Genomic DNA, 21,391 nt, shown 5'->3' with positions numbered 1-21,391 from the left:
GCGTCGTTCCGGCAACCCGGGTTTATCAATTAAACAATTTCTCGCCTGCTTGGTATCTCGCCAGAAATTTCTTGTCCGCGCAACCATGCGGCGATCTCGCCAAAAAGATCTTCCAAGGAAAAGCGCTTTGTCGCACATTCCCAAACTGTCAGTACTCGCCACCCTGATGCGATGAGCGCCTGTGCAATCTTCTGATCGCGTTCGACGTTTTTTGCCAACTTCTCCCGCCAGAATTCAGTCCGGGTTTTCGGCAATCTGAAATAGGAACAACCTTTGTGGGCGTGCCAGAAGCAACCGTTAACGAAAATTGCTGCCCGGTATTTCGGCAACACGAGATCGGGCTTTCCTACAAGATGGCCGCTGTGGAGACGGAACCTGAACCCAAGACGATGCAATCCCTTGCGGACAATCATCTCGGGTTTTGTATCTTTTGGTCCAATCCCAGCCATCATTTCCGATCGGGACATCGGGGATCGTTTCTCAGGCACTCTGGTTTCTCCGCGGCCTCAATGCGACAGTATTCTCGATCCACGGAGCCATAGCTTCAGCGATGGCTATCGCGACCGGCGCTGCAACCGCATTACCGAATTGACGGTAAGCCTGTGCGTCGGAAACCGGGATGATCCATGGACGATTGGAGCCGGGACGATCGAAGCCCATGAGGCGGGCGCATTCGCGTGGCGTCAGTCGCCGAGGGTTCTTTCCTGGCTGCGCGATCAGAATTTCGGATCCGTCCTTGTAGTATCTAGCGCTGAGGGTCCGGGCGACGCTTTCAGGAGTGCAAAGGCCAAAGCCGAAGCCGTTGCCGGCTGCTTTATGTTTTGCGGCGTAGTTCTGGAGGTAGGTCCAAAGCTTGTCAGACAGCGTGTACTTGTCCGCAACCCGTCCGAGCCGACCTTCGGTGTAGGGAGGTTCGGCGGTCTCGGAACCATCCTCGGGATGAAGGATGTCCGAAAGCCGCGGGTTAGGTCTTGGAGGGATCACCACATCGTCGAGGCAGAAACGCGTAGGGACATCCCGCCGGAAGCCTGAGATAAAAATTCGCTCACGGTGTTGTGGCACCCAAGAGCGTGCGTCGATCACTTTGTGATCGACATCGTAACCGAGTTCGTCAAGCGCATGTAGGATGACCCTCATGGTGTTGCCCTTGTCGTGGGACAGGAGGTTCTTGACGTTTTCAAGGAGGAAAGCACGCGGGCGATGGTGGGCGATTATTCTCACTACATCAAAAAACAGCGTTCCTTGGGTCTCATCCAGAAAGCCATGAGCGCGGCCCAGTGAGTTCTTTTTGCTTACCCCGGCGATACTGAAAGGCTGACATGGGAAGCCAGCAAGCAAGACATCGTGAGCAGGAATTTCCGCTTCGCGTATCACCGTGATGTCACCAGTAAGCGGGTGCTCGTCGTTGAAATTCGCGGAGTAGGTTTCTTGCGAGAAGCGGTTCCACTCGCTAGTGAATACGCAGGTGCCGCCGGCAGCTTCGAAACCAACGCGCAAACCTCCGATGCCGGCAAACAGGTCGATAAAGCTAAAACTATTCGGCGATTTCTGCATGTGCTGACCCTCTTTCATGGCACCATATCTAGCTTTGGATCTAGATGGAATAACAAGAGTGGCGAAATAAAACATGAACATCTGTGTGTTCCAAGAATCCGTTCCTCAACGGTCAGTCTCGAAAGTAGTCGTTCTGGCGGCGGCCTTGCGGTGATCGGTGATCGCGCGGGTTGACTTGGAGTTGTGCTGAAATGCAGTGCTGTGACCCCCGACATTCATCCAGCTGATGCCGGAATCCGCGGTTGAGTTCGGCGCTGTTGCGCCGAGGGAGCAATGGGCGAGCGGTGGAACGTTTCCGTTTCGTGGAGGCGGTCGTCCATTGGGGTGAGTTGGGCCGCGAATGCGGCGGGTGTCTGGTAGCCGAGGGTCGTGCGTTGGCGCTCGGCGTTGTAGTGGGCCACCCAGTCCACGAAAATGGCGCGGGCAATGGCGCAAGGTCCACATCGCCATTGACACCGAGACCGGCGACACGCGCGCGGTAGAGTTCACCGCCAGCCGCCAAGGGAGCACCCCTCTGCTGCGCAAACTGCTGGAGAAAATTCCCGATGACAAATAGATCGCTACCGTTGCCGCGGATGGCGCCTATGACACATGACGATACCACGTCGCGATCATCGACCGAGGTGCCCATGCAGTCATACCGATCCGCCGCAACGGGCGCGCATCGAAAGAGGACTGCTCTTCAGCTTCGGCCCGGAACGAAATGCTGCGCGCGATCCGACGCATTGGCAGGGTACTCTGGAAGCGACGGTTCGACTATCACCTCCGAAGTCGGGTCGAAGCTCAAATGAATTGCCTGAAGCTTTTCGGTGAACGGATCCTGTCACGAGAACCAGATCGATAGACCGCTGAAATCCAGATCCGCATCGCCGTCATGAACCGTTTCTCGGCCCTCGGCATGGCTTGGATCGAGGCCATCGCCTCAACGGCCACGGGAAAGGGCATCTTCAGCCGAACGCTGATTTGCGCAACATCACCCCCTATGAAAACGCCCTTATGAAGTCGTCTGCAAAACAACGGTCAAACTAGGCCCCCATCCGCCCTTTGCCTGCAAGCGCGAGGTTGCAAAGGCGCGCCGGCGCGGCTAACCCGTGGGCCAAGCAAATTCCCGGGGAATGATATGCAAGAGCTTCGCGATAAATACCTGAGCGCCGTGGCCGATGTGACCGACGAGGCCGCGCTGGAAGAGATCCGTCTGGCCGCCTTGGGCAAGAAGGGCGAGATCAGCCTTAAGATGCGTGAGCTGGGCAAGATGACCCCGGAGGAGCGCCAGACCACGGGCAAGGCGCTCAACGTGCTGAAGGACGAGATCGACGCGGCGCTGCGCGCGAAGAAGGCGGCGCTGGCGGATGCGGCGCTCGATGCGCGGCTGCGCGAGGAATGGCTTGACGTGACGCTGCCGGGCCGCCCGCGGCGGCAGGGCACCATCCACCCGGTCTCTCAGGTGATGGACGAGGTCACCGCGATCTTCGCCGATATGGGCTTTGCGGTCGCCGAAGGCCCGCAGATCGAAGATGACTGGCACAATTTCGACGCGCTCAACATCGCGCCCGAACACCCCGCGCGGCAGGAGCATGACACGTTCTTCATGCATCGCGACGAGGGCGACAATCGTCCGCCGCATGTGCTGCGCACCCATACCTCGCCGGTGCAGATCCGCGCGATGCTGGAGCAGGGCGCGCCGATCCGCGTGATCGCGCCGGGCCGCGTCTACCGCATGGATATGGACCAGACCCACACGCCGATGTTCCATCAGGTCGAGGGTCTGGCGATCGGCAAAGACATCTCGATGGCGAACCTGAAATGGGTGCTGGAGGAGTTCTGCAAGGCCTTCTTCGAGGTGGACGGCGTCGAGCTGCGCTTCCGCGCCTCGCATTTCCCCTTCACGGAGCCGTCGGCCGAGGTCGATATCCGCTGCTCGTGGGAGGGCGGCAGCCTGAAGATCGGCGAGGGCGACGACTGGATGGAAATCCTCGGCTCGGGGATGGTGCATCCGAAAGTGCTCGAATCCGCCGGGATCGACCCGAGTGAATGGCAGGGCTTCGCCTTCGGCATCGGGATCGACCGCCTCGCGATGCTGAAATACGGCATCCCGGACCTGCGGGCGTTCTTCGAGAGCGACCTGCGCTGGCTGAAGCATTATGGGTTCAGCGCGCTGGATCTGCCTACGGTGGCTGGTGGGTTGAGCCGCTAATGGAGACGATCACGGCATGTGAGAATGTGTGCCGTGATTTTTCGTGGTTGCCCGCGACTATAGCATTTGCAGCCGATATCGCGACGATAGTTGCAGTAGCGTTCGCAGTTTACCAAGTTAGAGCTTGGCGAACCCAGCAACTTGCAATCAAAGGTCAAGAGTTCTCGAGTGAGCTACTGACCTTTTGCCACGTTTTGGAGCGCAAATTTGATGCTGTCGCAATGCTACCCGATCGTCACGAAGATGCCGGGTCTTTCTTCGCGACGTGGACGCCTCAGAGCTTCATTCGAAGTGTTCTAAAGCAGCGCGCATTAATTGCCGAAATTCACGCGACGCTCGATGAAGTCGAGACCCTCATTAGAAAGCTAGAAGCCCTGATGGGGGAAGAGGGTTATATCGATGTTACGAAATACTTGCGGTACAGTGTCCTTGAATATGAGAACTCGATAACCTCATTCATGTTTTCTGCGGGTGTGTACAACGCCTTGAAGGGGTCAGAAGCACAGAAAGAAAGAATTGAAAAAGCTTCTGATGAGTTGCTTGCCGCCGCGCGAAAGTTGGCGCCCTCGCAAAATGGAAATTCCCAGAGAAATTTCTCCCGCCTCAGAAATATTGCCGAAAGCCATTTGAGTCTGAGTTAAGTTGAGTTGAGTTGCGTTGCGTACCAATAAGGCTTCTCGGTTAAGTCATCGTCTTACGTTCGGACGGGCTGGTCTGAACCCCAAAAGGAAGCCCCAATGCCCAACCCCATCACCTTCACCTTCGGCGATAGCCGCGAACTCTGCGACCAGCTCCTCACCCTGATCCGCGAAGGCAAGAAGGCCGCCACCTGCGGTGCGCTCACTTACTTCACCGAAGGGGGCGAGGATATGCCGGTGGTGGGTCGGCGCGATATCGCGCTCGACTGGGACGGCAAGCCAGCCGTGATGATCGAAACCATCGAGGTCACGATCCGGCGGTTTTGCGATGTCGATGAGGATTTCGCGCTGGCCGAGGGGGAGGACGAGACGCTGGAAGGCTGGCGGCATGGCCATCAGGCCTATTTCGAGCGTAACGGAGGTTTTACCCCCGAGATGGAACTCGTTTGCGAGCGGTTTCGCTTGGTAAAGGACTATCAAGGAGAACCCGATGGCCCAGAAGAAACGCCTCTTCGACACCCCGAAGCATGAACAAAGCCCCGAGCAGCGCCGCTTCGTCGCCCTCACGGAGATCGCCTATACGGTGGTCGATTTCGGCGCGGCCTTCTGTTTCGTCATCGGCTCGATCTTCTTCTTCTACGAGAGCCTGATGATCCCCGGCACGTGGTTGTTCCTGATCGGGTCGCTCCTTTTCGCCGCAAAACCCTCGATCCGGCTTTGGCGGGAGTTGAAACTCCTTGAGATGGGGGATTACAAGGACCTCGCGCAGCGCAAGCAATCCTGAGGGAAGTCCGATGAAATTCACCCTGTCCTGGCTCAAGGATCATCTCGAGACCGAGGCCACCGTCGATCAGATCGCCGAGGCGCTCACCGATTTGGGTCTGGAAGTCGAGGAGGTCGTCGATCCGGCGGCGAAGCTGGAGACGTTTACGCTGGCGCGTGTGCAGTCCGCCGAGCAGCACCCCGACGCCGATCGTCTGCGGGTCTGCATGGTCGAGACGGATGAGGGTGTGACGCAGATCGTCTGCGGTGCGCCGAATGCGCGGGCCGGGATCACGGTCGTGCTGGCCAAGCCCGGCGATTACGTGCCCGGCATCGACGTGACGCTGTCGGTGGGCAATATCCGCGGGGTGGAAAGCCACGGGATGATGGCCTCCGAGCGCGAGCTGGAGCTGTCGGACGAGCATAACGGGATCATCGAATTGCCGTCGGGCGAGGTCGGGCAGAAGTTCACCGACTGGCTGGCCGAGAACCGTCCCGAGGCAGTCGATCCGGTGATCGAGATCGCGATCACGCCGAACCGTCCTGACGCGCTTGGCGTGCGCGGGATTGCGCGCGATCTGGCGGCGCGGGGGCTGGGCAAGCTCAAGCCGCTCGACGTGCCGGAGGTCAAGGCTGCGTTCGAGGCTCCGATTTCGGTGACGATCGACCCGGCGCTGAAGGACAAGGGCTGCCCGCTATTTGCTGGTCGCGTGATCCGGGGCGTGAAGAACGGGCCGTCGCCTGAGTGGCTGCAAAAGCGGCTCAAGGCGATCGGTCTGCGCCCGATCTCGACGCTGGTCGATATCACCAACTACTTCACCTATGACCTGAACCGGCCGCTCCACGTCTTCGACATGAAGAAGGTGGCGGGCAATCTGGTGATCAAGCCGGCTGAGGGCGGCGAGGAGTTCCTCGCGCTCGACGAGAAGACCTATACCGTGCGCGCAGGCGACATGGTGATCTGCGACGACAAGGGCGTCGAAAGCCTTGCCGGGATCATGGGCGGCGAGGAGTCCGGCGCGGATGAGGACACGGTCGATGTGTTCCTCGAGAGCGCCTATTGGGACCCGATCACCATCGCGGCGACGGGTCGTGCGCTGAAGATCAACTCGGATGCGCGCTATCGGTTCGAGCGCGGTGTCGATCCGGCCTTCACGCTGCCGGGGCTCGATCTGGCGGCGAAGATGGTCGTCGATCTGTGCGGCGGCGAAGTCTCGGAGCTGGTGATGGACGGCGCGGTTCCGGATGTCAGCCGCGCTTACAAACTGGACCCGGCGCGGGTGATCTCGCTCGTCGGCATGGACATTCCCGAGGCCACGCAGCGCGAGACGCTGGAGGCGCTTGGCTTCACGCTCGACGGCGACATGGCGACGCCCCCGACCTGGCGCCCCGATGTGCTGGGCGCGGCCGATCTGGTCGAGGAAGTGGCGCGGATCGCCTCGCTGACGAAGCTGATCGGCAAGCCGATGGGGCGCGAGACGACCGGCGTGCCGGACGCGATCCTCACGCCGATGCAGCAGCGCGAGCGGATGGCACGGCGCACGACGGCGGCTTTGGGCTACAATGAATGCGTGACCTACAGCTTCATCGACGAGGCGTCCGCCAAGCTGTTCGGCGGTGGCGCGGATGCGACCAAGCTGGAGAACCCGATCAGCTCGGAGATGACGCATATGCGCCCCGATCTGCTGCCGGGTCTGTTGCAGGCGGCTGCCCGCAATCAGGCGCGCGGCCTGAACGACCTGGCGCTGTTCGAAGTGGGCCCTGCGTTCAACGGCGGCGAGCCGGGCGAGCAGGTGTTGCAGGCGACCGGGCTTCTGGTCGGTCACTCCGCGCCGCGCGATCCCTTCGGGTCGCGCCGTCCGGTGGACCTTTACGATGCGAAGGCCGATGCAGAGGCTGTGCTGGCCGCGATCGGCGCTCCGGCGCGTGCGCAGATCAACCGCAAGCTGGATGCGTGGTGGCATCCGGGCCGCGCGGGCAATGTGGCGCTTGGTCCGAACCTGCTGGCGACGTTTGGGGAAGTGCATCCCAAGGTGCTGCGCGAACTGGGCGTGAAGGGCCCGGCGGTCGCCTTCACCATCCGTCTGGCAAACATCCCCTTCCCGAAGAAGAAGGGCGCGACGCGGCCCGCGCTGCAGATCTCCGACCTGCAGGCGGTCGAGCGCGATTTCGCCTTCGTCGTGGATGCGAATGTCGAGGCGCTGACGGCGGTGAACGCGGCGATGGGCGCCGACAAGAAGCTGATCGAGAGCGTCAACGTCTTCGACCAGTTCACCGGCGCCAAGGCCGAGGAGCAGATGGGCGCGGGCAAGAAGTCGATCGCGCTGACGGTGCGGATGCAGCCCGCCGACAAGACGCTGACCGATGCCGAGATCGAAGCGGTGAGCAAGAAGATCGTCGAGAAGGTGAGCAAGGCCACCGGCGGCACGCTGCGCAGCTAAGGTTGTCCTCGAGAGAGTTTGGAGCGCCCGGTCGGAGATGCCGGGCGTTTTCTTTTGCGTGCAGCAGAGGGCGGTCGGGCGCTGCCCGGGCAGTTGACGCGGCTGATCCGGGCATTCAATTCCAGTCGTTCTCACCCGAGGCTCGGGCGCGTCCCTGACGCGTCCGACCCAGCGTAATCCTTCCCTATCTTCCGAAACCCGTTAGGCTTTTCGCGAACGAGGGAAGGAGGAGCCCTTGCGTTTCGATTATCTCATTCTGGGCGGCGGCTCGGCGGGGTCGGTGCTGGCGGCGCGGCTGTCGGAGGACCCGCTCGTGACTGTCTGTCTTGTCGAGGCAGGCCGCGAGGCGCGCGACATCTTCGTGCGTGCGCCTGCGTTGGTCGCCACGATGGTGGCGGGGCGGCCGCCGATCCATAACTGGGCGCTGCGCACCGTGCCGCAGCCGGGGTTGAACGGGCGGCGCGGGTTTCAGCCTCGGGGCCGGGGGCTGGGCGGGTCGTCGGCGATCAACGCGATGCTCTATGCGCGCGGCCAGCCAGAGGATTACGACGGTTGGGCCGAGGCGGGCGCCGAGGGCTGGGACTGGGAAACCGTGAAGCCGTGGTTCCTCGCCTCCGAGCGCAATGCCCGCGGGGCATCGGACTGGCATGGCGCGGCGGGGCCCTTGCAGGTCGGCGATCAAAGGCGACCACGGGCGATCAGCCGCGCTTTCATCGAGGCCTGCGCGGCCATGCAATGCCCGCCGAACGAGGATTTCAACGGGCCGCGGCAGGAAGGGGCGGGGCTCTATCAGGTCACGCAGTTCTGGGACGGTCCACGCAAGGGCGAGCGCTGTTCGGCGGCGGCGGCCTATCTGCATCCCGTGATGGCGCGGCCCAATCTGACCGTGCTGACCCGCGCGCGGGCCGAGAAGATCGAGATCGCGGACGGGCGCGCGACGGGGGCAATCGTCAAGCAAGGCCGCAAGCGGATGAAGATCGAGGCGGCGCGCGAGGTGATCGTCTCGGCGGGGGCGTTCGGCTCGCCGCAGCTGCTGATGCTGTCCGGGATCGGGCCTGCGGATCATCTGCGCGAGGTCGGGATCGAACCGCGTCTCGATCTGCCGGGCGTGGGCGCGAACCTGCAGGATCATCTGGATTACGTCATCAGCTACACTTCGCCCCGGCCCGACGTTGTGGGGTTGAACCCGCGCGGGCTGATGCGGCTGGCGCGGGCGGCGGGCGCGTGGCGCAAGCATGGCGAGGGGCTGTTCGCTTCGCCCATGGCCGAGGGCGGGGCCTTCCTGCGAAGCGATCCGAGCCTCACCCGACCCGATCTGCAAATCCATTTCGTCGTGGGTATCGTCGATCAGCATATGCGCAAGCCGCATCTGGCCGATGGCTGGTCCGCTCATATCTGCCCGCTGCGGCCTCAGTCACGCGGCACGCTGCGGCTGGCGTCGAGCGATCCGCGCGCGGCACCCTTGATCGACCCGGAATACCTCTCCGATCCGCGCGATGCAGAGCTGCTGCTGAAAGGCGCGCGGCTTCTGGACCGGATCGCCGAGGCAGAGCCGCTTCGCCCGTGGCGGGGGCGCAGGTTCTATCCGCATGACGGGACGGATGAGGGGCTGATGGCCGATATCCGGGCGCGGGCGGATACGATCTACCATCCGGTCGGCACCTGCGCGATGGGGCAGGGCGACATGTCGGTGGTCGATCCTCAGCTGCGGGTGCGTGGGATCGACGGGCTGCGCGTCGTCGATGCCTCGGTGATGCCGCGGCTGATTTCGGGCAATACCAACGCGCCGACGATCATGATCGCCGAGCGCGCCGCCACGTTCATTCGAGAGGATCAGTCGACGCGATCGGTGGGGTGATTGACGCCGTCATTCCATGGCACCGGATCGAGATCGCGCGGGTTCACCCCTTCCAGACAGGCGGCGTTCACGCCGTATTGGTTCGGGTTCGAGCGGCGCTGGTGATGGGTGTAGATGCCGCAGGTTTTGCAGAAGTAATGCTTCGCGGTCATCGTGCCGAATTGGTAGAGCGTCAGGTTATCCTCGCCCTTCACAATGCGGATGCCCGAGAGCGGGGCCGAGACCGCCACCGCCCCGCGCCGACGGCAAAAAGAGCAGTCGCAGCGCCGCTTCGTGTTGAGCCCGTCGGAGAGCGTCACCTCCATCTCCACCGCGCCGCAATGGCAGGTCAGGCGGTGGGGCGACTGGATTTCGGGCAGCATCAGCGTCTCCGTGTGACTGTGGGGATATTGGTCTGGCGCTCGCGCGCCTCGGGGAAGGGCGGGTGGCCATGGGTGAGCCGCCAGAAGAGCGGCCCGCCAAGGCGATACCACAGCGGCAGCGTCAGAAGTGCGCCCGCCACGAAACCGCCGATATGGGCCATATGTGCCACTCCGCCTGCCGTGCCGCTAGTGACTTCATTGAACAGCTGAATCACGAACCAGAGACCGAGAACCAGCCAGGCAGGCGTGGCCCAGATCTTGAAGAAGACGAGGAAGTAGAACAGCACGTCGATCCGGGCTTTCGGATAGAGCAGCAGATAGCCCCCCATCACGCCTGCAATCGCCCCTGAGGCGCCCACCATCGGCACGGTCGCATCGGGGTTGGCCGCGATCTGCGCGAAGGCGGCGGCCAGCCCGCAGGCGAGATAGAAGATCAGGAAGAGAACGCGCCCCATCCGGTCTTCGAGATTGTCGCCGAAGACCCACAGAAACAGCATGTTGCCTGCCAGATGCAGGATGCCTGCATGCAGGAACATGTGGGTGAAAAGCCCGTGCCACGCGACGCCATGGGTCACCGCGGCAGGCCAGAGCGCGTTATTGAGCCAGAGGTCCCGCATATCGCCGCCCCAAGGCGCGGTGAAGACATAGACCACGATATTGATCGCGATCAGGGTCCATGTGACCCACGGGGTGCTGTAAGAGGGGTTGTGATCGCGGATCGGGAACATTGCCCGAGAGGGCCACGCCCCGCACCGTCGGTCAAGGCGCTTATTGCGTGGCTTCGATCACCGTGTCGCCCTGCGAGATCAGCTCCAGCCGGTCCTGCGACAGTTTCACCGTATCGACGCGGGCCATGGCCGAGTGGAAGGCCTTCTCGACGCCCATTGCGGGCTCGGGGCACATCATGCGCGTTCCGGCCAGTTCGCCGACGCGCACCCGGCCGTCCTTTTCCGAGATCCGGCCGTTATAGTGATTGCAGCCCGCCTTGCCCGCGATCAGGCCCTTTTCGGGATGGGTCAGGGTGACTTCGACGCCGTCGGGCAGGGGCTTGCCGTCGATCGCGACAACTTCCCAGATCGCGTTCGGCGCGATCGCCTCGAGAGGGTCGCCCGGCTCCGACTGGCATCCTGCCACAAGCCCCAAGGCCAGCAGCGGCCCGATCACGATCGCACGCATTTTCGCATCCCTCCTGGTCTCACGCGCCTTGCTTAGACCTTGAGAATGGGCTGTGCCATTCACGCCCCCGTGAGCGGCTGTCGGAAAGTTGCGACATCGGCGCGCACCCTCCTTGGCCCGAAGGCGGTATATCGCTATGCTCTCGCCCCGCGACAGGAGGAGTCCCATGATCAACGAACTCGGGCATTTTGCCCTGATTCTCGCCTTTGCGGTGGCCATCGTGCAGGCCATCGTGCCCATCGTCGGCGCGCAAAAAGGCTGGCGCGGCTGGATGGCGGTCGGCGAACCCGCAGCGACCGCGCAGTTTTTGCTCATCGCGGTGAGCTTTGCGGCGCTGACCCACGCCTTCGTCGTGTCGGACTTCTCGCTGAAGCTGGTCTGGGCGAATTCCCATACCGACAAGCCGATGCTCTACAAGATCACCGGTGTCTGGGGGAATCACGAAGGCTCGATGCTTCTGTGGGTGTTGATCCTGTCGCTCTTCGGGGCGGCGGCGGCCGTGTTCGGTGGCGCTCTGCCGCCGCGACTGCGCGCCCGCGTGCTGAGCGTTCAGGCCTGGATCGGCGTGGCGTTCCTCGGCTTTATCATCTTCACCTCCAACCCGTTCCTGCGTCTCGCAGAGCCGCCGTTCAACGGCGAGGGGATGAACCCGCTGCTGCAGGACCCGGGCTTGGCTTTCCACCCGCCCTTCCTCTATCTCGGCTATGTCGGCCTCTCGATGTCGTTCTCCTTCGCGGTGGCAGCACTGATCGAGGGCCGGGTCGACGCGACCTGGGCGCGCTGGGTGCGGCCGTGGACGCTGGCGGCCTGGATCTTCCTGACCATCGGCATCGCGCTGGGCTCGTGGTGGGCCTATTACGAGCTTGGCTGGGGCGGTTTCTGGTTCTGGGACCCGGTGGAGAACGCCTCCTTCATGCCGTGGCTTCTGGCCGCCGCGCTGCTGCACTCGGCCATCGTGGTCGAGAAGCGCGAGGCGCTTAAGTCGTGGACCATCCTTCTGTCGATCATGGCGTTCGGTTTCTCGCTGATCGGCACCTTCATCGTGCGTTCGGGCGTGATCACCTCGGTGCATAGCTTCGCCTCCGACCCGCAGCGCGGCATCTTCATCCTCGGCATTCTCGCGCTCTTCGTGGGCGGGGCGCTGACGCTCTATGCGTTCCGAGCGACCTCGATGCAGGCCAAGGGCGTGTTCTCGATGCTGTCGCGGGAAACCGCGCTGGTGATCAACAACATCCTGCTGGCCGTCGCGGCGCTGGTGGTCTTCGTGGGCACGGTCTGGCCACTGGTCGCGGAGATGTTCTTCGGCCGCAAGCTGTCGGTCGGCGCGCCGTTCTTCGATCAGGCCTTCACCCCGTTCATGGTGATCCTCGCCCTGATCCTGCCGATCGGCGCGATGATGCCGTGGAAACGCGCGCGTCTCGGCCGCGTGGTGAAGCCGCTGATCCCGGCCTTCGTGCTGGCGCTGGCCGTGGGCGGCCTCGCCTGGGCCGTCGAGAGCGGCAATTCGCTGCTCGCGCTCGTCGCGGTGTTCCTGGGCAGCTGGCTTGTCTTCGGGGCCATGACCGAGCTGTGGCAGCGTTCGGCGCGCAATTTCGGGCGCCTGACCCGTCTGCCGCGCGCCGATTGGGGCAAGGCTACGGCCCATGCGGGTCTGGGTGTCACCTTCATCGGCATCGGTCTTCTGACCGCGGGCCAGATCGAGGATATCCGCGTCGCCAAGATCGGCGAGCCCTTCACCGTGGACGGCTACCAGATCACGCTTCAGAAGGTCGAACAGGTCAAAGGTCCGAACTACACCTCCTCCACCGGCACGATGACGGTCGAGAAGGACGGCAAGCTGATCGGCACCATGCATCCCGAGAAGCGCGTCTATCCGGTGCAGCGGATGCCGACGACCGAGGCCGCGATCCACACCACGCCGCTGGGCGACATCTACCTCGTGCTCGGCGATCCGCAGGATCAGGGCGGCTACGCGGTGCGTACCTATATCAAGCCCTTCGCGGACTGGATCTGGGCGGGCGCGATCATCATGGCGTTGGGCGGGCTGCTGAGCCTGTCGGATCGCCGCTACCGTGTGGCAGCGGGGGCGCGCAAATCGCGTGCCGCCCCGTCGCAAGCGTCTCCGGCGGAGTAAACGATGCTCAGGAAAACCTTCTTTGCTTTGGCGTTGATGCTGTCGGCGCTCCTCTCGATCGGGCCTGCGCTTGCGGTGCAGCCCGACGAGATCCTGAAGGACCCGGCGCTCGAGGCGCGGGCGCGCGAAATCTCCAAGGTGCTGCGCTGCCCGGTCTGTCAGGGCGAGAATATCGACGACTCCAATGCCGAAGTGTCGCGGGATCTGCGGCTGCTTGTGCGCGAGCGCTTGCAGGCGGGCGACACCAATAGCCAGGTGATCGACTACATTACCGCGCGCTACGGCGAATATGTCCTGTTCGAGCCGGAGAAGCGCGGGGCGAACCTGCTGCTATGGTATCTCGGCCCGGGAGCTCTGATCGTCGCGCTGATCGGCGGGTTCTTCTATGTTCGTTCGCGCCGCGCCGCGTCCGAGGGTCCGGCTCAGCCCGATCTCTCCGACGACGAACGCAAGCGGCTCAATGAGTTGATGGGGGAGTAGGGGGCTTTCCGGCTCCGAGCCTAGCTCGAGCCTTCCCTCCAGACGGAAAAGCAGGGCGCGCTCCGGGCGCAGGCGCTCTTCAGGCCTCTGAAAATAAAAGAAGCGGCGGGAAAGCCCGCCGCTTCTCTATTCTCGCCCTGATGTCTCAGGTTCAGCGCTTACTCGATCCCGCCGAGGCACATGTATTTCAGCTCGGTGAAATCCTCGATCCCGTATTTCGAACCCTCGCGACCCAGACCGGATTGCTTGATGCCGCCGAACGGGGCGACCTCGGTTGAGATCAGGCCGGTGTTCACGCCGACGATCCCGGTCTCCATCGCTTCGGCCACACGCCAGACGCGGGCGAGGTCGTTCGCGTAGAAATAGCCTGCCAGCCCGAACTCGGTCGCGTTGGCCATCTCGATCGCTTCGGCCTCGGTCTCGAAGCGGATCAGCGGAGCGAGCGGCCCGAAGGTCTCCTCGCGCGCGACCCGCATCTGCTGCGTCACGCCGGTCAGCAGCGTCGGCTCGAAGAAGGTGCGCCCGAGGTTCGAGCGATGCCCGCCCGCGGCGACCTGCGCGCCCTTTTCGGTCGCGTCCGAGATATGCGCCTCGACCTTGGCCAGCGCATCCGCGTTGATGAGCGGCCCGGTGGTCACGCCCGGCTCGAACCCGTTGCCGGGGCGTAGGGTCGCAAGCCGCGCGGTCAGCTTCTCGGCGAAGGCGTCATAGACCCCGGCCTGCACGTAGATCCGGTTCGCGCAGACGCAGGTCTGCCCGTTATTGCGGAACTTGGCGATCATCGCGCCATCGACCGCCGCATCGAGATCGGCATCGTCGAAGACGAGGAAGGGCGCGTTGCCGCCCAGTTCAAGACTGATCTTCTTCACCGTCTCCGCCCCTTGGCGCATCAGGATTTTGCCGACACGGGTCGAGCCCGTGAAGGTGATCTTGGCGACCTTGGGGTTGGCGCAGAGCTCTTCGCCCATGCCCGCCGCATCGACGCCGGGGATGATGTTGAAGACACCCGCCGGGATGCCCGCGCGCTCGGCCAGAACGGCCATCGCGAGAGCCGAGAGCGGCGTCAGTTCGGAGGGGCGCCCGACGAAGGTGCAGCCCGCGGCCAGCGCCGGGGCCAGCTTGCGCGCGATCATCGCGTTGGGGAAGTTCCACGGCGTGATCGAGCCCACCACGCCCACGGGCTGGCGGATCACGAGGATGCGCTTGTCGCGCTGGTGGCCGGGGATCACGTCGCCATAGACGCGCTTGGCCTCTTCGGCGAACCATTCGAGGAAGCTTGCGCCATAGGCGATCTCGCCCTTGGCCTCGGCGAGCGGCTTGCCCATCTCGGCGGTCAGGATCGCGGCGAGGTCGTCCTGATTTTCCATCATCAGGTCGTGGAAGCGGCGCAGGTAGCCCGCGCGCTCCTTGCCGGTGAGTGCAGCCCAGTCCGGTTTCGCGGCATGGGCGGCCTCGATCGCGGCGCGCGTGGCGTCCACGTCGAGATCGGCCACCTCGGCGACGGTTTCGCCGGTCGCAGGATCCTGCACGGCGAAACGCTTCGCGCCCTCGATCCACTCGCCGTTCACATGTGCGCGGGTCTCCAGCAGGCTCGGGTCGTTCAGCTTGAGCATATCAGCCCTCCTTCGCGGCGGTCATCGCCTCTTCGAGGATGTCGAGCGCCTTGGCCATCTGCTCGTCGGGGATGGTGATCGGCGCGAGGAAGCGGATCACGTTGCCATAGACGCCGCAGGTCAGCAGCAGCAGGCCGCGGTTGAGCGCTTCGACACGGATGCGCTGGGTGAGGGCCGCATCGGGTTTGCCATCCGACATCAGTTCGACCGCGACCATGAAGCCGGGGCCGCGGATCTCGGCGATTTCCGGCATGTTGGCGCGGATCGCTTCGAGACGCTGCTTGAGACGCGAGCCGAGCTCGTTGGCGCGGGCGCAGAGGTCTTCTTCCTCGATCACGTCGAGCACCGCGTTCCCGGCAGCGATTCCCAGCGGGTTGCCGCCATAGGTGCCGCCCAGACCGCCCGGGTTCGCCGCGTCCATGATTTCGGCGCGACCGGTCACTGCCGCGATCGGAAGACCGCCGCCCAGACCCTTCGCCATCGTGGTGATGTCTGCGGCCACGTCGTAGGCGTCCATCGCAAACATCGTGCCGGTACGCGCGAAGCCGGTCTGCACCTCGTCCGCGATCATCACGATGCCATGCTCGTCGCAGAAGGCGCGCAGGCGCTTGACGAAATCATGCGGCGCCGGGTTGAAGCCGCCTTCGCCCTGCACCGGCTCGAAGATCACCGCGGCGAGGCGCGTGGGGTCGAGATCGGTTTTGAACAGGCTCTCCATCGCGGCGAAGCTGTCCTCGGTCGACACGCCATGCAGCGCGTTCGGGAAGGGGACGTGGAACACGTCGGGCATCATCGCACCGAAGCCCGCCTTGTAGGGCGCGACCTTGCCGGTGAGCGTCATGGTCATGAAGGTCCGGCCGTGGAAGCCGCCGCTGAACGCGATGACCGCGTTGCGGCCCGTGTAGGCGCGGGCAATCTTGATCGCGTTCTCGACCGACTCCGCGCCGGTGGTGACGAAGATCGACTTTTTGTCGAAATCGCCCGGCACCTTTTCGTTGAGCCGCTCGGCGAGGCGCACATAGGGCTCGTAGGGCATCACCTGATGGCAGGTATGGGTGAAGGCGTCGAGCTGGGCTTTCACCGCCTCGATGACTTTCGGGTGGCGGTGGCCGGTGTTCACAACCGCGATCCCGGCGGCGAAATCGATCAGCTCGCGGCCATCGGCATCGGTGACGGTGGCGTTCTCGGCGGAGACGGCGAAGTTTTGGGTCTGCACACCCACGCCCCGGGCAAGGGCGGCGGCGCGGCGGGTTTCGAGGTCGGCATTGCTGGACATGGGCACTCCTCAGGGGCTGGAGAATCACGGAATGATGTGACGCTAGTGTTTAACGGATAACTGTGCAATGTTTAGTTTGTTAAACGCATGGCTGCGGTGCGTGCGCTGGAATTCCGCCCGGCCGCACTCTAGAACAGGCACAGGACAGGAGGCTTGCGGTGAGCGAATTCGACGTGGGCGGACGGCTTCGGGCGATCCGCGAGGACAAGGGATTGTCGCAGCGCGAGCTGGCGCAGCGGTCGGGCGTGACCAACGGGCTGGTTTCGCTGATCGAGCGCAACAAGACCTCGCCCTCGATCACCTCGCTGCGCAAGATCCTCGAAATTCTCGAGACGACGCTGGCGGAGTTCTTCGACAGCGATACGCCCTCCGAGCCCGGCAAGTTCGTCTTCCGGCATTCTGAGCTCACCGAGATCAACCCGGGCCGGATCTACCGCTCGGGTGGCGCGGCGCTCGATGCGCTCTCGCTCAAGCGGGCAGGCAAGTCGGGGCAGACCAACATTCTGCTGCTCTACGAAACCTATGAGCCCGGCGCTGATACCGGGGCGGAGGCCTATGCCCATGAGGGCGAGGAGGGCGGTTTCGTCATCGAGGGCGAGTTGCTGCTGACGGTGGGCGAGACCACCGAGCTGTTGCGCGCGGGCGATGCCTACCTGTTCGACAGCCGCCTGCCGCATCGGTTCCGCAACGTGGCCAAGGCGCGTTGCGTGGTGGTCTCGGCCGCGACCCCGCCGACTTTCTGAGCGGTGCGCTCAGTAATAAGTCCGCTCTTTCAGGTCGCTCTCGGCCATCATTTTTTCGCAGGCTGCGAGGAAGGCGGCTTCCGCGCTCGACTGCTTTCGCTGCCGATTGGTGAGCAGGTAGATATTCACCATCGGCAACCCGTCATAGGGCGGCAACTGGCGTAGCCGACCCGACTCGACATCGCGATGCGCGACGTGCAGCGGCAGCGCCCCGATCCCGATGCCGGCCACGATCATCCGGCGCAGCTCGTGCAGGTTCGACGACACCCCGCGCCAGCTCGGGGCGAGCTTGGCCCGCGCACGCAGCAGCGAAACCGGGTGAAGCGGGCCGTCCTCGGTCTCGGTCTGGAACGAGACCGAAGTCTCGCCTTCGATCTCGGCGAGTGTGATGTCCTCGCGGTCGAAAAGGGGATGGCGCGTGCCGCAGAACAATCCGAAATACTCGCGGTAGAGCACCTGAGCGCGGAGGTTCTCGGGCGTCTTGTGAAGCAGGCAAATCCCCAGGCTCGCCCGATTCTGTTGCACCCGGTTCACCACTTCCTCGCTCTCGGCCACCGTCATCGAGAAGGTCACCTTCGAATGTTCGGTGGCGAAATCATGTAGCACCGCGTCGTAGTGATCCGAGATCACATGCGAGGTCGTCGTGATCGCGATATGGCCGCGCAGCTCCTCCGCGCCGGTCTCCAGCAGGGAAGGGATCTGCGACACCGCGCCGAAGATCTGGGCGCATTCCTGATAGAGCAGGTTGCCCGCCCTAGTGACTTTGAATTCATTGGGTTTTCGAATGATCAGCTCGTGGCCGGTGCGTTCCTCCAGCCGCTTGAGCGCCGCCGAAATCGTGGGCTGTTTGAGCCCCAGAAGATAGGCCGCGCGCGAGATGCCCCGCTGCTCCACCACCACCATGAAAGTGCGCAGAAGGTTCCAGTCGAGATGCCAGGGGAAACGTTGTTCGTAGGGCTTGACCATAGCCTAGATCTATATTGAAGATTTCTATTATTTATTTGCGCAATGGCGGTCGCCATGCAAGCGTTTCCGTCAACGAGGCTCTGGAAGGGGCGCTCGCCGTGGCGGGACGCGCCGGAAACAAGGCCGCCCGCAGTCATGACCAACAGGAGAAATCCATGACCAACCGCAGAACCGTTCTCAAAACCATCCTCGGGGCTGGCTCGCTCGCCGCGACCGGCATCTCGCTGCCCAGCCTCGCCGCGGCTGACGAGCTGGAGAGCCTCAAGGACAAGGGCGTGATCCGGATCGCCATGTCGGGCGCCTACCCGCCCTTCAACTTCATCAACGATTCGAACGAGGTCGTGGGCTTCGACCCGGCTATCGGCGAGGAGATCGCCAAGCGCATGGGGCTGAAGACCGAGATCGTGACGACCGCGTGGGACGGGATCATCGGCGGTCTGCTGGCCAACAAATACGACGCCATCGTCGGCTCGATGTCGATTACGCCCGAGCGCGAGAAGGTCGTCGATTTCGTCGGTCCGTATTACACGACAAAGCGCGCGATCTTCGTGCTGCCCGACAGTCCGATCAAGTCCGTCGCCGATCTGAAGGACGTCACCGTCGGCGTGACGCTGGGCGAAACGCACGAAGCCTGGGCGCGTGAGCAAGGCTATGACGTGAAGACCTACAAAGGTCTGCCCGAGTTGATCCTCGAGCTTCAGAACGGTCGTGTCGACGCGATCATCAACGACTCGATCGCGGCGATCCTCGCGATGAAGAAGAACGATTACAAATACCGCATTCTCGACGATCTGAAGACCGACGCGATCGGTGCGGGCATCGCCATCCGCAAGGGCAATCCCGAGCTGAAAGACGCGATGCAGAAGGCGCTCGATTCCATGATGGAAGACGGCACCTACGAGAAAATCGCGATGAAGTGGATCGGCGCTGACATCCGCTGATCGGCGCGATCCAAGGAATGGTGGGCAGTCCGTCGTCTGACGGCTGCCCCGCCACACCCCAAACTTCGATGGATTCCCGAAAGGACACCGAACGGATGACCGCCGACTATGGAAAGCTGACTTGGGAGCAGGTCCGTGACGCGGATAAGGATCGTGTGGTGATCCTGAATGTTTCTGCAACGGAAGATCACGGGCCGCATATGCCGCTCGATACCGATACGGTTCTGGGAATGGCGGTGGCCAACGGCGTTGCCGAAGCCGCGCCCGACGAAGTTTTCGTCATGCCCGCGATCCCCTATGGCTTCAACGAGCATCACAAGGACTTTCCGGGGGTCATCTGGATTCAGCCGGAGACGCTGATCAATTTCGTCTGCGACGTGACCGAGTCCCTCGCGCATCACGGCTTCCGCCGGATCCTGCTGCTGAACTCGCACGGGTCGAACCACCCGATCCTCGATCTCGCGGCGCGCAAGACGGTCATCCGCACCGGCATCATCTGTGTTTCGGCGTCCTATTGGAACTTGTGCAGCGATCGAATTCAGGGCCTGCGCAAATCCGAGGTGGGCGGCATTGCCCATGCCGGAGAATTCGAAGCTGCGATGTACAAGCATCTGCACCCCGAGCTTGTCGATCTCGACAAGGCCGAGTGTCAGAACCTGCACGATCCAGACACCAAATTCTTCAATCTCGATTTGGCGGCCGGTGGTGGCAAGGCGATGCTGATGCGCTGGTGGTCCTCTGTGTCACCCGACGGCACGATGGGGGATCCAACCGTCGCCGATGCCGAGACCGGCAAGGCGTTCCTGGAAGCGGCGATCGAAGAGACGACAGCGCTCGTGCGCGAGATACGCGCGCTGCCCATCCTGTCCCGCCGCGATCATCATTAAGGGGAATGCCGTGGATATCGAACTAATCCTCAAGGTCTATCCGTACTTCCTGAAAGCCGCCGTGATCACGGTCGAACTTTCGGTTCTGACCATCGTGCTGGGGCTCATCTGCGGCGCACTTGGCGCAGCATCCCGGCTTTCGCGCTTCGCCATCCTGCGCTTCATCGGGGCGGCCTATGTCAGCTTCTTTCGTGGCACGCCCGCGCTGATCCAGCTGTTCCTGCTCTATTTCGGTGGCCCGCAGATCGGCATCCAGCTCGATGCCTTTCAGGCCGGTGTGATCGGGCTGGGCGTCAATATCGGGGCCTACATGACCGAGACGATGCGCGGTGCGATTGTCGCGGTCGACCGGGGGCAGACCGAGGCCGCGCGCACGCTGGGCCTGTCGAAGGCGCAGGCGTTCCGAAAGGTGACGCTGCCGCAGGCGCTGCGGCTGATGATCCGCCCGCTCGGCGTGAACATCAACGCGCAGATCAAGGGCACGGCGCTCGTCTCCGCGATCTCGGTGGTGGAGCTGACCTATACCGCGCAACGCTACATCGGTTCGACCTACAAGCCGTTCGAGATGTTTTTCCTCGCGGGGGTTCTCTACCTCATCATCATCACTGCGGTGGGTAAGGGCGTGTCGTTCCTCGACCGCAAGGTGCGCATCCAATGAGCCGCGCATCCGCCCCCCATTCCCGCCCGCAAGAGAAGGAGTGAGCCATGGGTCTCGATTTCTCCGTCATCCCGCCTTTCTACGGCACGCTCATGCTGGGTGTCCTGTGGACCATCGCCATCACCGCCGCCTCGGCCCTGCTGAGCTTCTTCGGGGGTATCCTGCTTGCGGTGGTCGCGCTTTATGCGCCTGCGATCATCCGTCTGCCGGTGCGTTTCATCGCCTGGCTCTTCATGGGCACGCCGCTGCTGCTGCAACTCTTCCTGATCTATTTCGGGCTGGTGCAGATCGGCATCGACCTTCCGGCCTTCGTGGCGGGTGTGATCGGTCTGGGCTTCCACTTCGCCGTCTATAACTCCGAGCTGATCCAGACCGCGATGCTCGCGGTGGACAAAGGTCAGATGGAGGCCGCACGGACGCTGGGCCTGTCGCGCAAGCAGGCGCTCATCAAGGTGGTCGTGCCGCAAGCGGTGCGCGACGTGCTGCCGCCCATCGGCAACAACATGATTGCGCTTCTCAAGGACTCGGCGCTGGTCTCGGTGATCGGGGTGTCGGAACTGACGCTCTCGGCGCAACGCGCCATCGGCCAGACCTACCGCGCCTTCGAGTTCTACGCGGCCGCTGCCGTCCTCTACTACATCATCAATCTCGGCATGGAGGCGGTGATCCGCTGGTTCGAGAACCGCAACCGCCTCTATCGCTGATCCG

21 protein-coding genes and 1 pseudogene are annotated in these 21,391 nt (G+C 63.2%); 14 read left to right on the top strand and 8 right to left on the bottom strand.

The window, feature by feature from the left end:
* Nucleotides 1-29: 29 nt before the first annotated feature.
* Nucleotides 30-488 carry a DNA mismatch endonuclease Vsr gene (gene vsr / locus BMI85_RS07255; RefSeq protein ID WP_246832506.1) on the bottom strand — a complete coding sequence of 153 codons (459 nt, stop codon included), beginning with the start codon at nucleotides 486-488 and terminating at the stop codon, nucleotides 30-32.
* Complete coding sequence (dcm, locus tag BMI85_RS07250; RefSeq protein WP_273070296.1) at nucleotides 481-1,572, bottom strand: DNA (cytosine-5-)-methyltransferase; 1,092 nt, start codon at nucleotides 1,570-1,572, stop codon at nucleotides 481-483. Before dcm ends, vsr begins: the two co-directional genes overlap by 8 nt.
* Nucleotides 1,573-1,972: 400 nt before the next feature.
* Between dcm and BMI85_RS21635 the strand changes: the two are divergent.
* The 7 genes and pseudogenes from BMI85_RS21635 to BMI85_RS07220 all read left to right on the top strand — a co-directional run.
* Nucleotides 1,973-2,476, top strand: a pseudogene (locus BMI85_RS21635) (IS5 family transposase); the annotation flags it as partial.
* A 198-nt stretch (nucleotides 2,477-2,674) separates the two neighbouring features.
* Nucleotides 2,675-3,748, top strand: coding sequence for a phenylalanine--tRNA ligase subunit alpha (pheS, locus tag BMI85_RS07245; RefSeq protein WP_078600495.1), 1,074 nt, complete (start codon nucleotides 2,675-2,677; stop codon nucleotides 3,746-3,748).
* A complete protein-coding gene (locus BMI85_RS07240) occupies nucleotides 3,748-4,389 on the top strand; it encodes a hypothetical protein (protein WP_078600493.1) in 642 nt (213 codons plus the stop codon). Before pheS ends, BMI85_RS07240 begins: the two co-directional genes overlap by 1 nt.
* 96 nt (nucleotides 4,390-4,485) lie before the next feature.
* On the top strand, nucleotides 4,486-4,917 hold the full coding sequence (locus tag BMI85_RS07235) for an ASCH domain-containing protein (protein WP_078600491.1): 432 nt from the start codon (nucleotides 4,486-4,488) through the stop codon (nucleotides 4,915-4,917).
* Nucleotides 4,877-5,170, top strand: a complete 294-nt coding sequence (locus BMI85_RS07230) for a YrhK family protein (protein WP_078522554.1) — start codon at nucleotides 4,877-4,879, stop codon at nucleotides 5,168-5,170. Before BMI85_RS07235 ends, BMI85_RS07230 begins: the two co-directional genes overlap by 41 nt.
* 10 nt (nucleotides 5,171-5,180) lie before the next feature.
* Nucleotides 5,181-7,589: a phenylalanine--tRNA ligase subunit beta gene (gene pheT, locus BMI85_RS07225; RefSeq protein WP_078600490.1), complete on the top strand. Its 2,409-nt coding sequence runs from the start codon at nucleotides 5,181-5,183 to the stop codon at nucleotides 7,587-7,589.
* Nucleotides 7,590-7,824: 235 nt separating this feature from the next.
* Nucleotides 7,825-9,447 (top strand): GMC family oxidoreductase N-terminal domain-containing protein, encoded by a 1,623-nt coding sequence (locus BMI85_RS07220; protein WP_078600488.1) that lies wholly within the window; start codon nucleotides 7,825-7,827, stop codon nucleotides 9,445-9,447.
* Here the strand turns inward: BMI85_RS07220 and BMI85_RS07215 are convergent.
* From BMI85_RS07215 to BMI85_RS21385, 3 genes are read right to left on the bottom strand one after another with little or no spacing between them, the layout of a single operon-like run.
* Nucleotides 9,423-9,809: a GFA family protein gene (locus BMI85_RS07215; protein ID WP_078522557.1), complete on the bottom strand. Its 387-nt coding sequence runs from the start codon at nucleotides 9,807-9,809 to the stop codon at nucleotides 9,423-9,425. The genes BMI85_RS07220 and BMI85_RS07215 overlap by 25 nt on opposite strands.
* On the bottom strand, nucleotides 9,809-10,537 hold the full coding sequence (locus BMI85_RS07210) for a rhomboid family intramembrane serine protease (protein WP_078600486.1): 729 nt from the start codon (nucleotides 10,535-10,537) through the stop codon (nucleotides 9,809-9,811). Before BMI85_RS07210 ends, BMI85_RS07215 begins: the two co-directional genes overlap by 1 nt.
* A 40-nt stretch (nucleotides 10,538-10,577) precedes the next feature.
* Complete coding sequence (locus tag BMI85_RS21385; protein WP_158522130.1) at nucleotides 10,578-10,985, bottom strand: META domain-containing protein; 408 nt, start codon at nucleotides 10,983-10,985, stop codon at nucleotides 10,578-10,580.
* Between the two features lie 166 nt (nucleotides 10,986-11,151).
* Here BMI85_RS21385 and BMI85_RS07200 point away from each other — a divergent pair, with 166 nt between their 5' ends.
* Together BMI85_RS07200 and BMI85_RS07195 are read left to right on the top strand one after the other, a co-directional pair.
* Nucleotides 11,152-13,119 carry a heme lyase CcmF/NrfE family subunit gene (locus tag BMI85_RS07200; protein ID WP_078600482.1) on the top strand — a complete coding sequence of 656 codons (1,968 nt, stop codon included), beginning with the start codon at nucleotides 11,152-11,154 and terminating at the stop codon, nucleotides 13,117-13,119.
* Between the two features lie 3 nt (nucleotides 13,120-13,122).
* Entirely contained in the window at nucleotides 13,123-13,599 is a 477-nt protein-coding gene (locus BMI85_RS07195; RefSeq protein WP_078600480.1) for a cytochrome c-type biogenesis protein, read from the top strand.
* Between the two features lie 158 nt (nucleotides 13,600-13,757).
* Here BMI85_RS07195 and BMI85_RS07190 read toward each other — a convergent pair whose 3' ends face one another.
* The gene (locus BMI85_RS07190) at nucleotides 13,758-15,212 is read right to left on the bottom strand and encodes an NAD-dependent succinate-semialdehyde dehydrogenase (protein ID WP_078600478.1); all 1,455 of its coding nucleotides are present in this window, start codon (nucleotides 15,210-15,212) and stop codon (nucleotides 13,758-13,760) included.
* Between the two features lies 1 nt (nucleotide 15,213).
* A complete protein-coding gene (locus tag BMI85_RS07185) occupies nucleotides 15,214-16,488 on the bottom strand; it encodes a 4-aminobutyrate--2-oxoglutarate transaminase (RefSeq protein ID WP_078600476.1) in 1,275 nt (424 codons plus the stop codon).
* A 158-nt stretch (nucleotides 16,489-16,646) separates the two neighbouring features.
* Between BMI85_RS07185 and BMI85_RS07180 the strand changes: the two genes are divergently transcribed.
* Nucleotides 16,647-17,231 carry a cupin domain-containing protein gene (locus BMI85_RS07180; protein WP_078522564.1) on the top strand — a complete coding sequence of 195 codons (585 nt, stop codon included), beginning with the start codon at nucleotides 16,647-16,649 and terminating at the stop codon, nucleotides 17,229-17,231.
* 9 nt (nucleotides 17,232-17,240) lie between these two features.
* Here BMI85_RS07180 and BMI85_RS07175 read toward each other — a convergent pair whose 3' ends face one another.
* On the bottom strand, nucleotides 17,241-18,197 hold the full coding sequence (locus BMI85_RS07175) for a LysR family transcriptional regulator (protein ID WP_078522565.1): 957 nt from the start codon (nucleotides 18,195-18,197) through the stop codon (nucleotides 17,241-17,243).
* 155 nt (nucleotides 18,198-18,352) lie between these two features.
* On the opposite strand from BMI85_RS07175, the gene BMI85_RS07170 reads away from it, so the two are divergent.
* The 4 genes from BMI85_RS07170 (at nucleotide 18,353) to BMI85_RS07155 (ending at nucleotide 21,387) form a co-directional block, all read left to right on the top strand.
* Entirely contained in the window at nucleotides 18,353-19,138 is a 786-nt protein-coding gene (locus BMI85_RS07170; protein ID WP_078600474.1) for an ABC transporter substrate-binding protein, read from the top strand.
* Nucleotides 19,139-19,206: 68 nt separating this feature from the next.
* Entirely contained in the window at nucleotides 19,207-20,025 is an 819-nt protein-coding gene (locus BMI85_RS07165) for a creatininase family protein (RefSeq protein WP_168173872.1), read from the top strand.
* Between the two features lie 10 nt (nucleotides 20,026-20,035).
* Complete coding sequence (locus BMI85_RS07160; RefSeq protein WP_078522568.1) at nucleotides 20,036-20,683, top strand: amino acid ABC transporter permease; 648 nt, start codon at nucleotides 20,036-20,038, stop codon at nucleotides 20,681-20,683.
* A 47-nt stretch (nucleotides 20,684-20,730) separates the two neighbouring features.
* Entirely contained in the window at nucleotides 20,731-21,387 is a 657-nt protein-coding gene (locus BMI85_RS07155; RefSeq protein WP_078600472.1) for an amino acid ABC transporter permease, read from the top strand.
* Nucleotides 21,388-21,391: the final 4 nt, after the last annotated feature.

The sequence above is a fragment of the Thioclava sp. DLFJ4-1 genome, from assembly GCF_002020145.1.
In the GTDB taxonomy this organism is placed as follows: Bacteria; Pseudomonadota; Alphaproteobacteria; order Rhodobacterales; family Rhodobacteraceae; genus Thioclava; species Thioclava sediminum.
The sequence above is the reverse complement of the archived record's forward strand: the minus strand, read 5'-3'. Positions and strand labels throughout refer to the sequence as shown.

What these genes read in the sequence shown, in the direction of transcription:
- BMI85_RS07185 (WP_078600476.1), bottom strand. Translation starts at nt 16,488, where the DNA reads ATGTCCAGCAATGCCGACCTCGAAACCCGCCGCGCCGCCGCCCTTGCC.
- BMI85_RS07190 (WP_078600478.1), bottom strand. Translation starts at nt 15,212, where the DNA reads ATGCTCAAGCTGAACGACCCGAGCCTGCTGGAGACCCGCGCACATGTG.
- BMI85_RS21385 (WP_158522130.1), bottom strand. Translation starts at nt 10,985, where the DNA reads ATGCGTGCGATCGTGATCGGGCCGCTGCTGGCCTTGGGGCTTGTGGCA.
- BMI85_RS07175 (WP_078522565.1), bottom strand. Translation starts at nt 18,197, where the DNA reads ATGGTCAAGCCCTACGAACAACGTTTCCCCTGGCATCTCGACTGGAAC.
- BMI85_RS07155 (WP_078600472.1), top strand. Translation starts at nt 20,731, where the DNA reads ATGGGTCTCGATTTCTCCGTCATCCCGCCTTTCTACGGCACGCTCATG.
- BMI85_RS07240 (WP_078600493.1), top strand. Translation starts at nt 3,748, where the DNA reads ATGGAGACGATCACGGCATGTGAGAATGTGTGCCGTGATTTTTCGTGG.
- BMI85_RS07230 (WP_078522554.1), top strand. Translation starts at nt 4,877, where the DNA reads ATGGCCCAGAAGAAACGCCTCTTCGACACCCCGAAGCATGAACAAAGC.
- BMI85_RS07215 (WP_078522557.1), bottom strand. Translation starts at nt 9,809, where the DNA reads ATGCTGCCCGAAATCCAGTCGCCCCACCGCCTGACCTGCCATTGCGGC.
- BMI85_RS07165 (WP_168173872.1), top strand. Translation starts at nt 19,207, where the DNA reads ATGGATTCCCGAAAGGACACCGAACGGATGACCGCCGACTATGGAAAG.
- dcm (WP_273070296.1), bottom strand. Translation starts at nt 1,572, where the DNA reads ATGAAAGAGGGTCAGCACATGCAGAAATCGCCGAATAGTTTTAGCTTT.
- BMI85_RS07235 (WP_078600491.1), top strand. Translation starts at nt 4,486, where the DNA reads ATGCCCAACCCCATCACCTTCACCTTCGGCGATAGCCGCGAACTCTGC.
- BMI85_RS07195 (WP_078600480.1), top strand. Translation starts at nt 13,123, where the DNA reads ATGCTCAGGAAAACCTTCTTTGCTTTGGCGTTGATGCTGTCGGCGCTC.
- pheT (WP_078600490.1), top strand. Translation starts at nt 5,181, where the DNA reads ATGAAATTCACCCTGTCCTGGCTCAAGGATCATCTCGAGACCGAGGCC.
- pheS (WP_078600495.1), top strand. Translation starts at nt 2,675, where the DNA reads ATGCAAGAGCTTCGCGATAAATACCTGAGCGCCGTGGCCGATGTGACC.
- BMI85_RS07170 (WP_078600474.1), top strand. Translation starts at nt 18,353, where the DNA reads ATGACCAACCGCAGAACCGTTCTCAAAACCATCCTCGGGGCTGGCTCG.
- BMI85_RS07200 (WP_078600482.1), top strand. Translation starts at nt 11,152, where the DNA reads ATGATCAACGAACTCGGGCATTTTGCCCTGATTCTCGCCTTTGCGGTG.
- BMI85_RS07210 (WP_078600486.1), bottom strand. Translation starts at nt 10,537, where the DNA reads ATGTTCCCGATCCGCGATCACAACCCCTCTTACAGCACCCCGTGGGTC.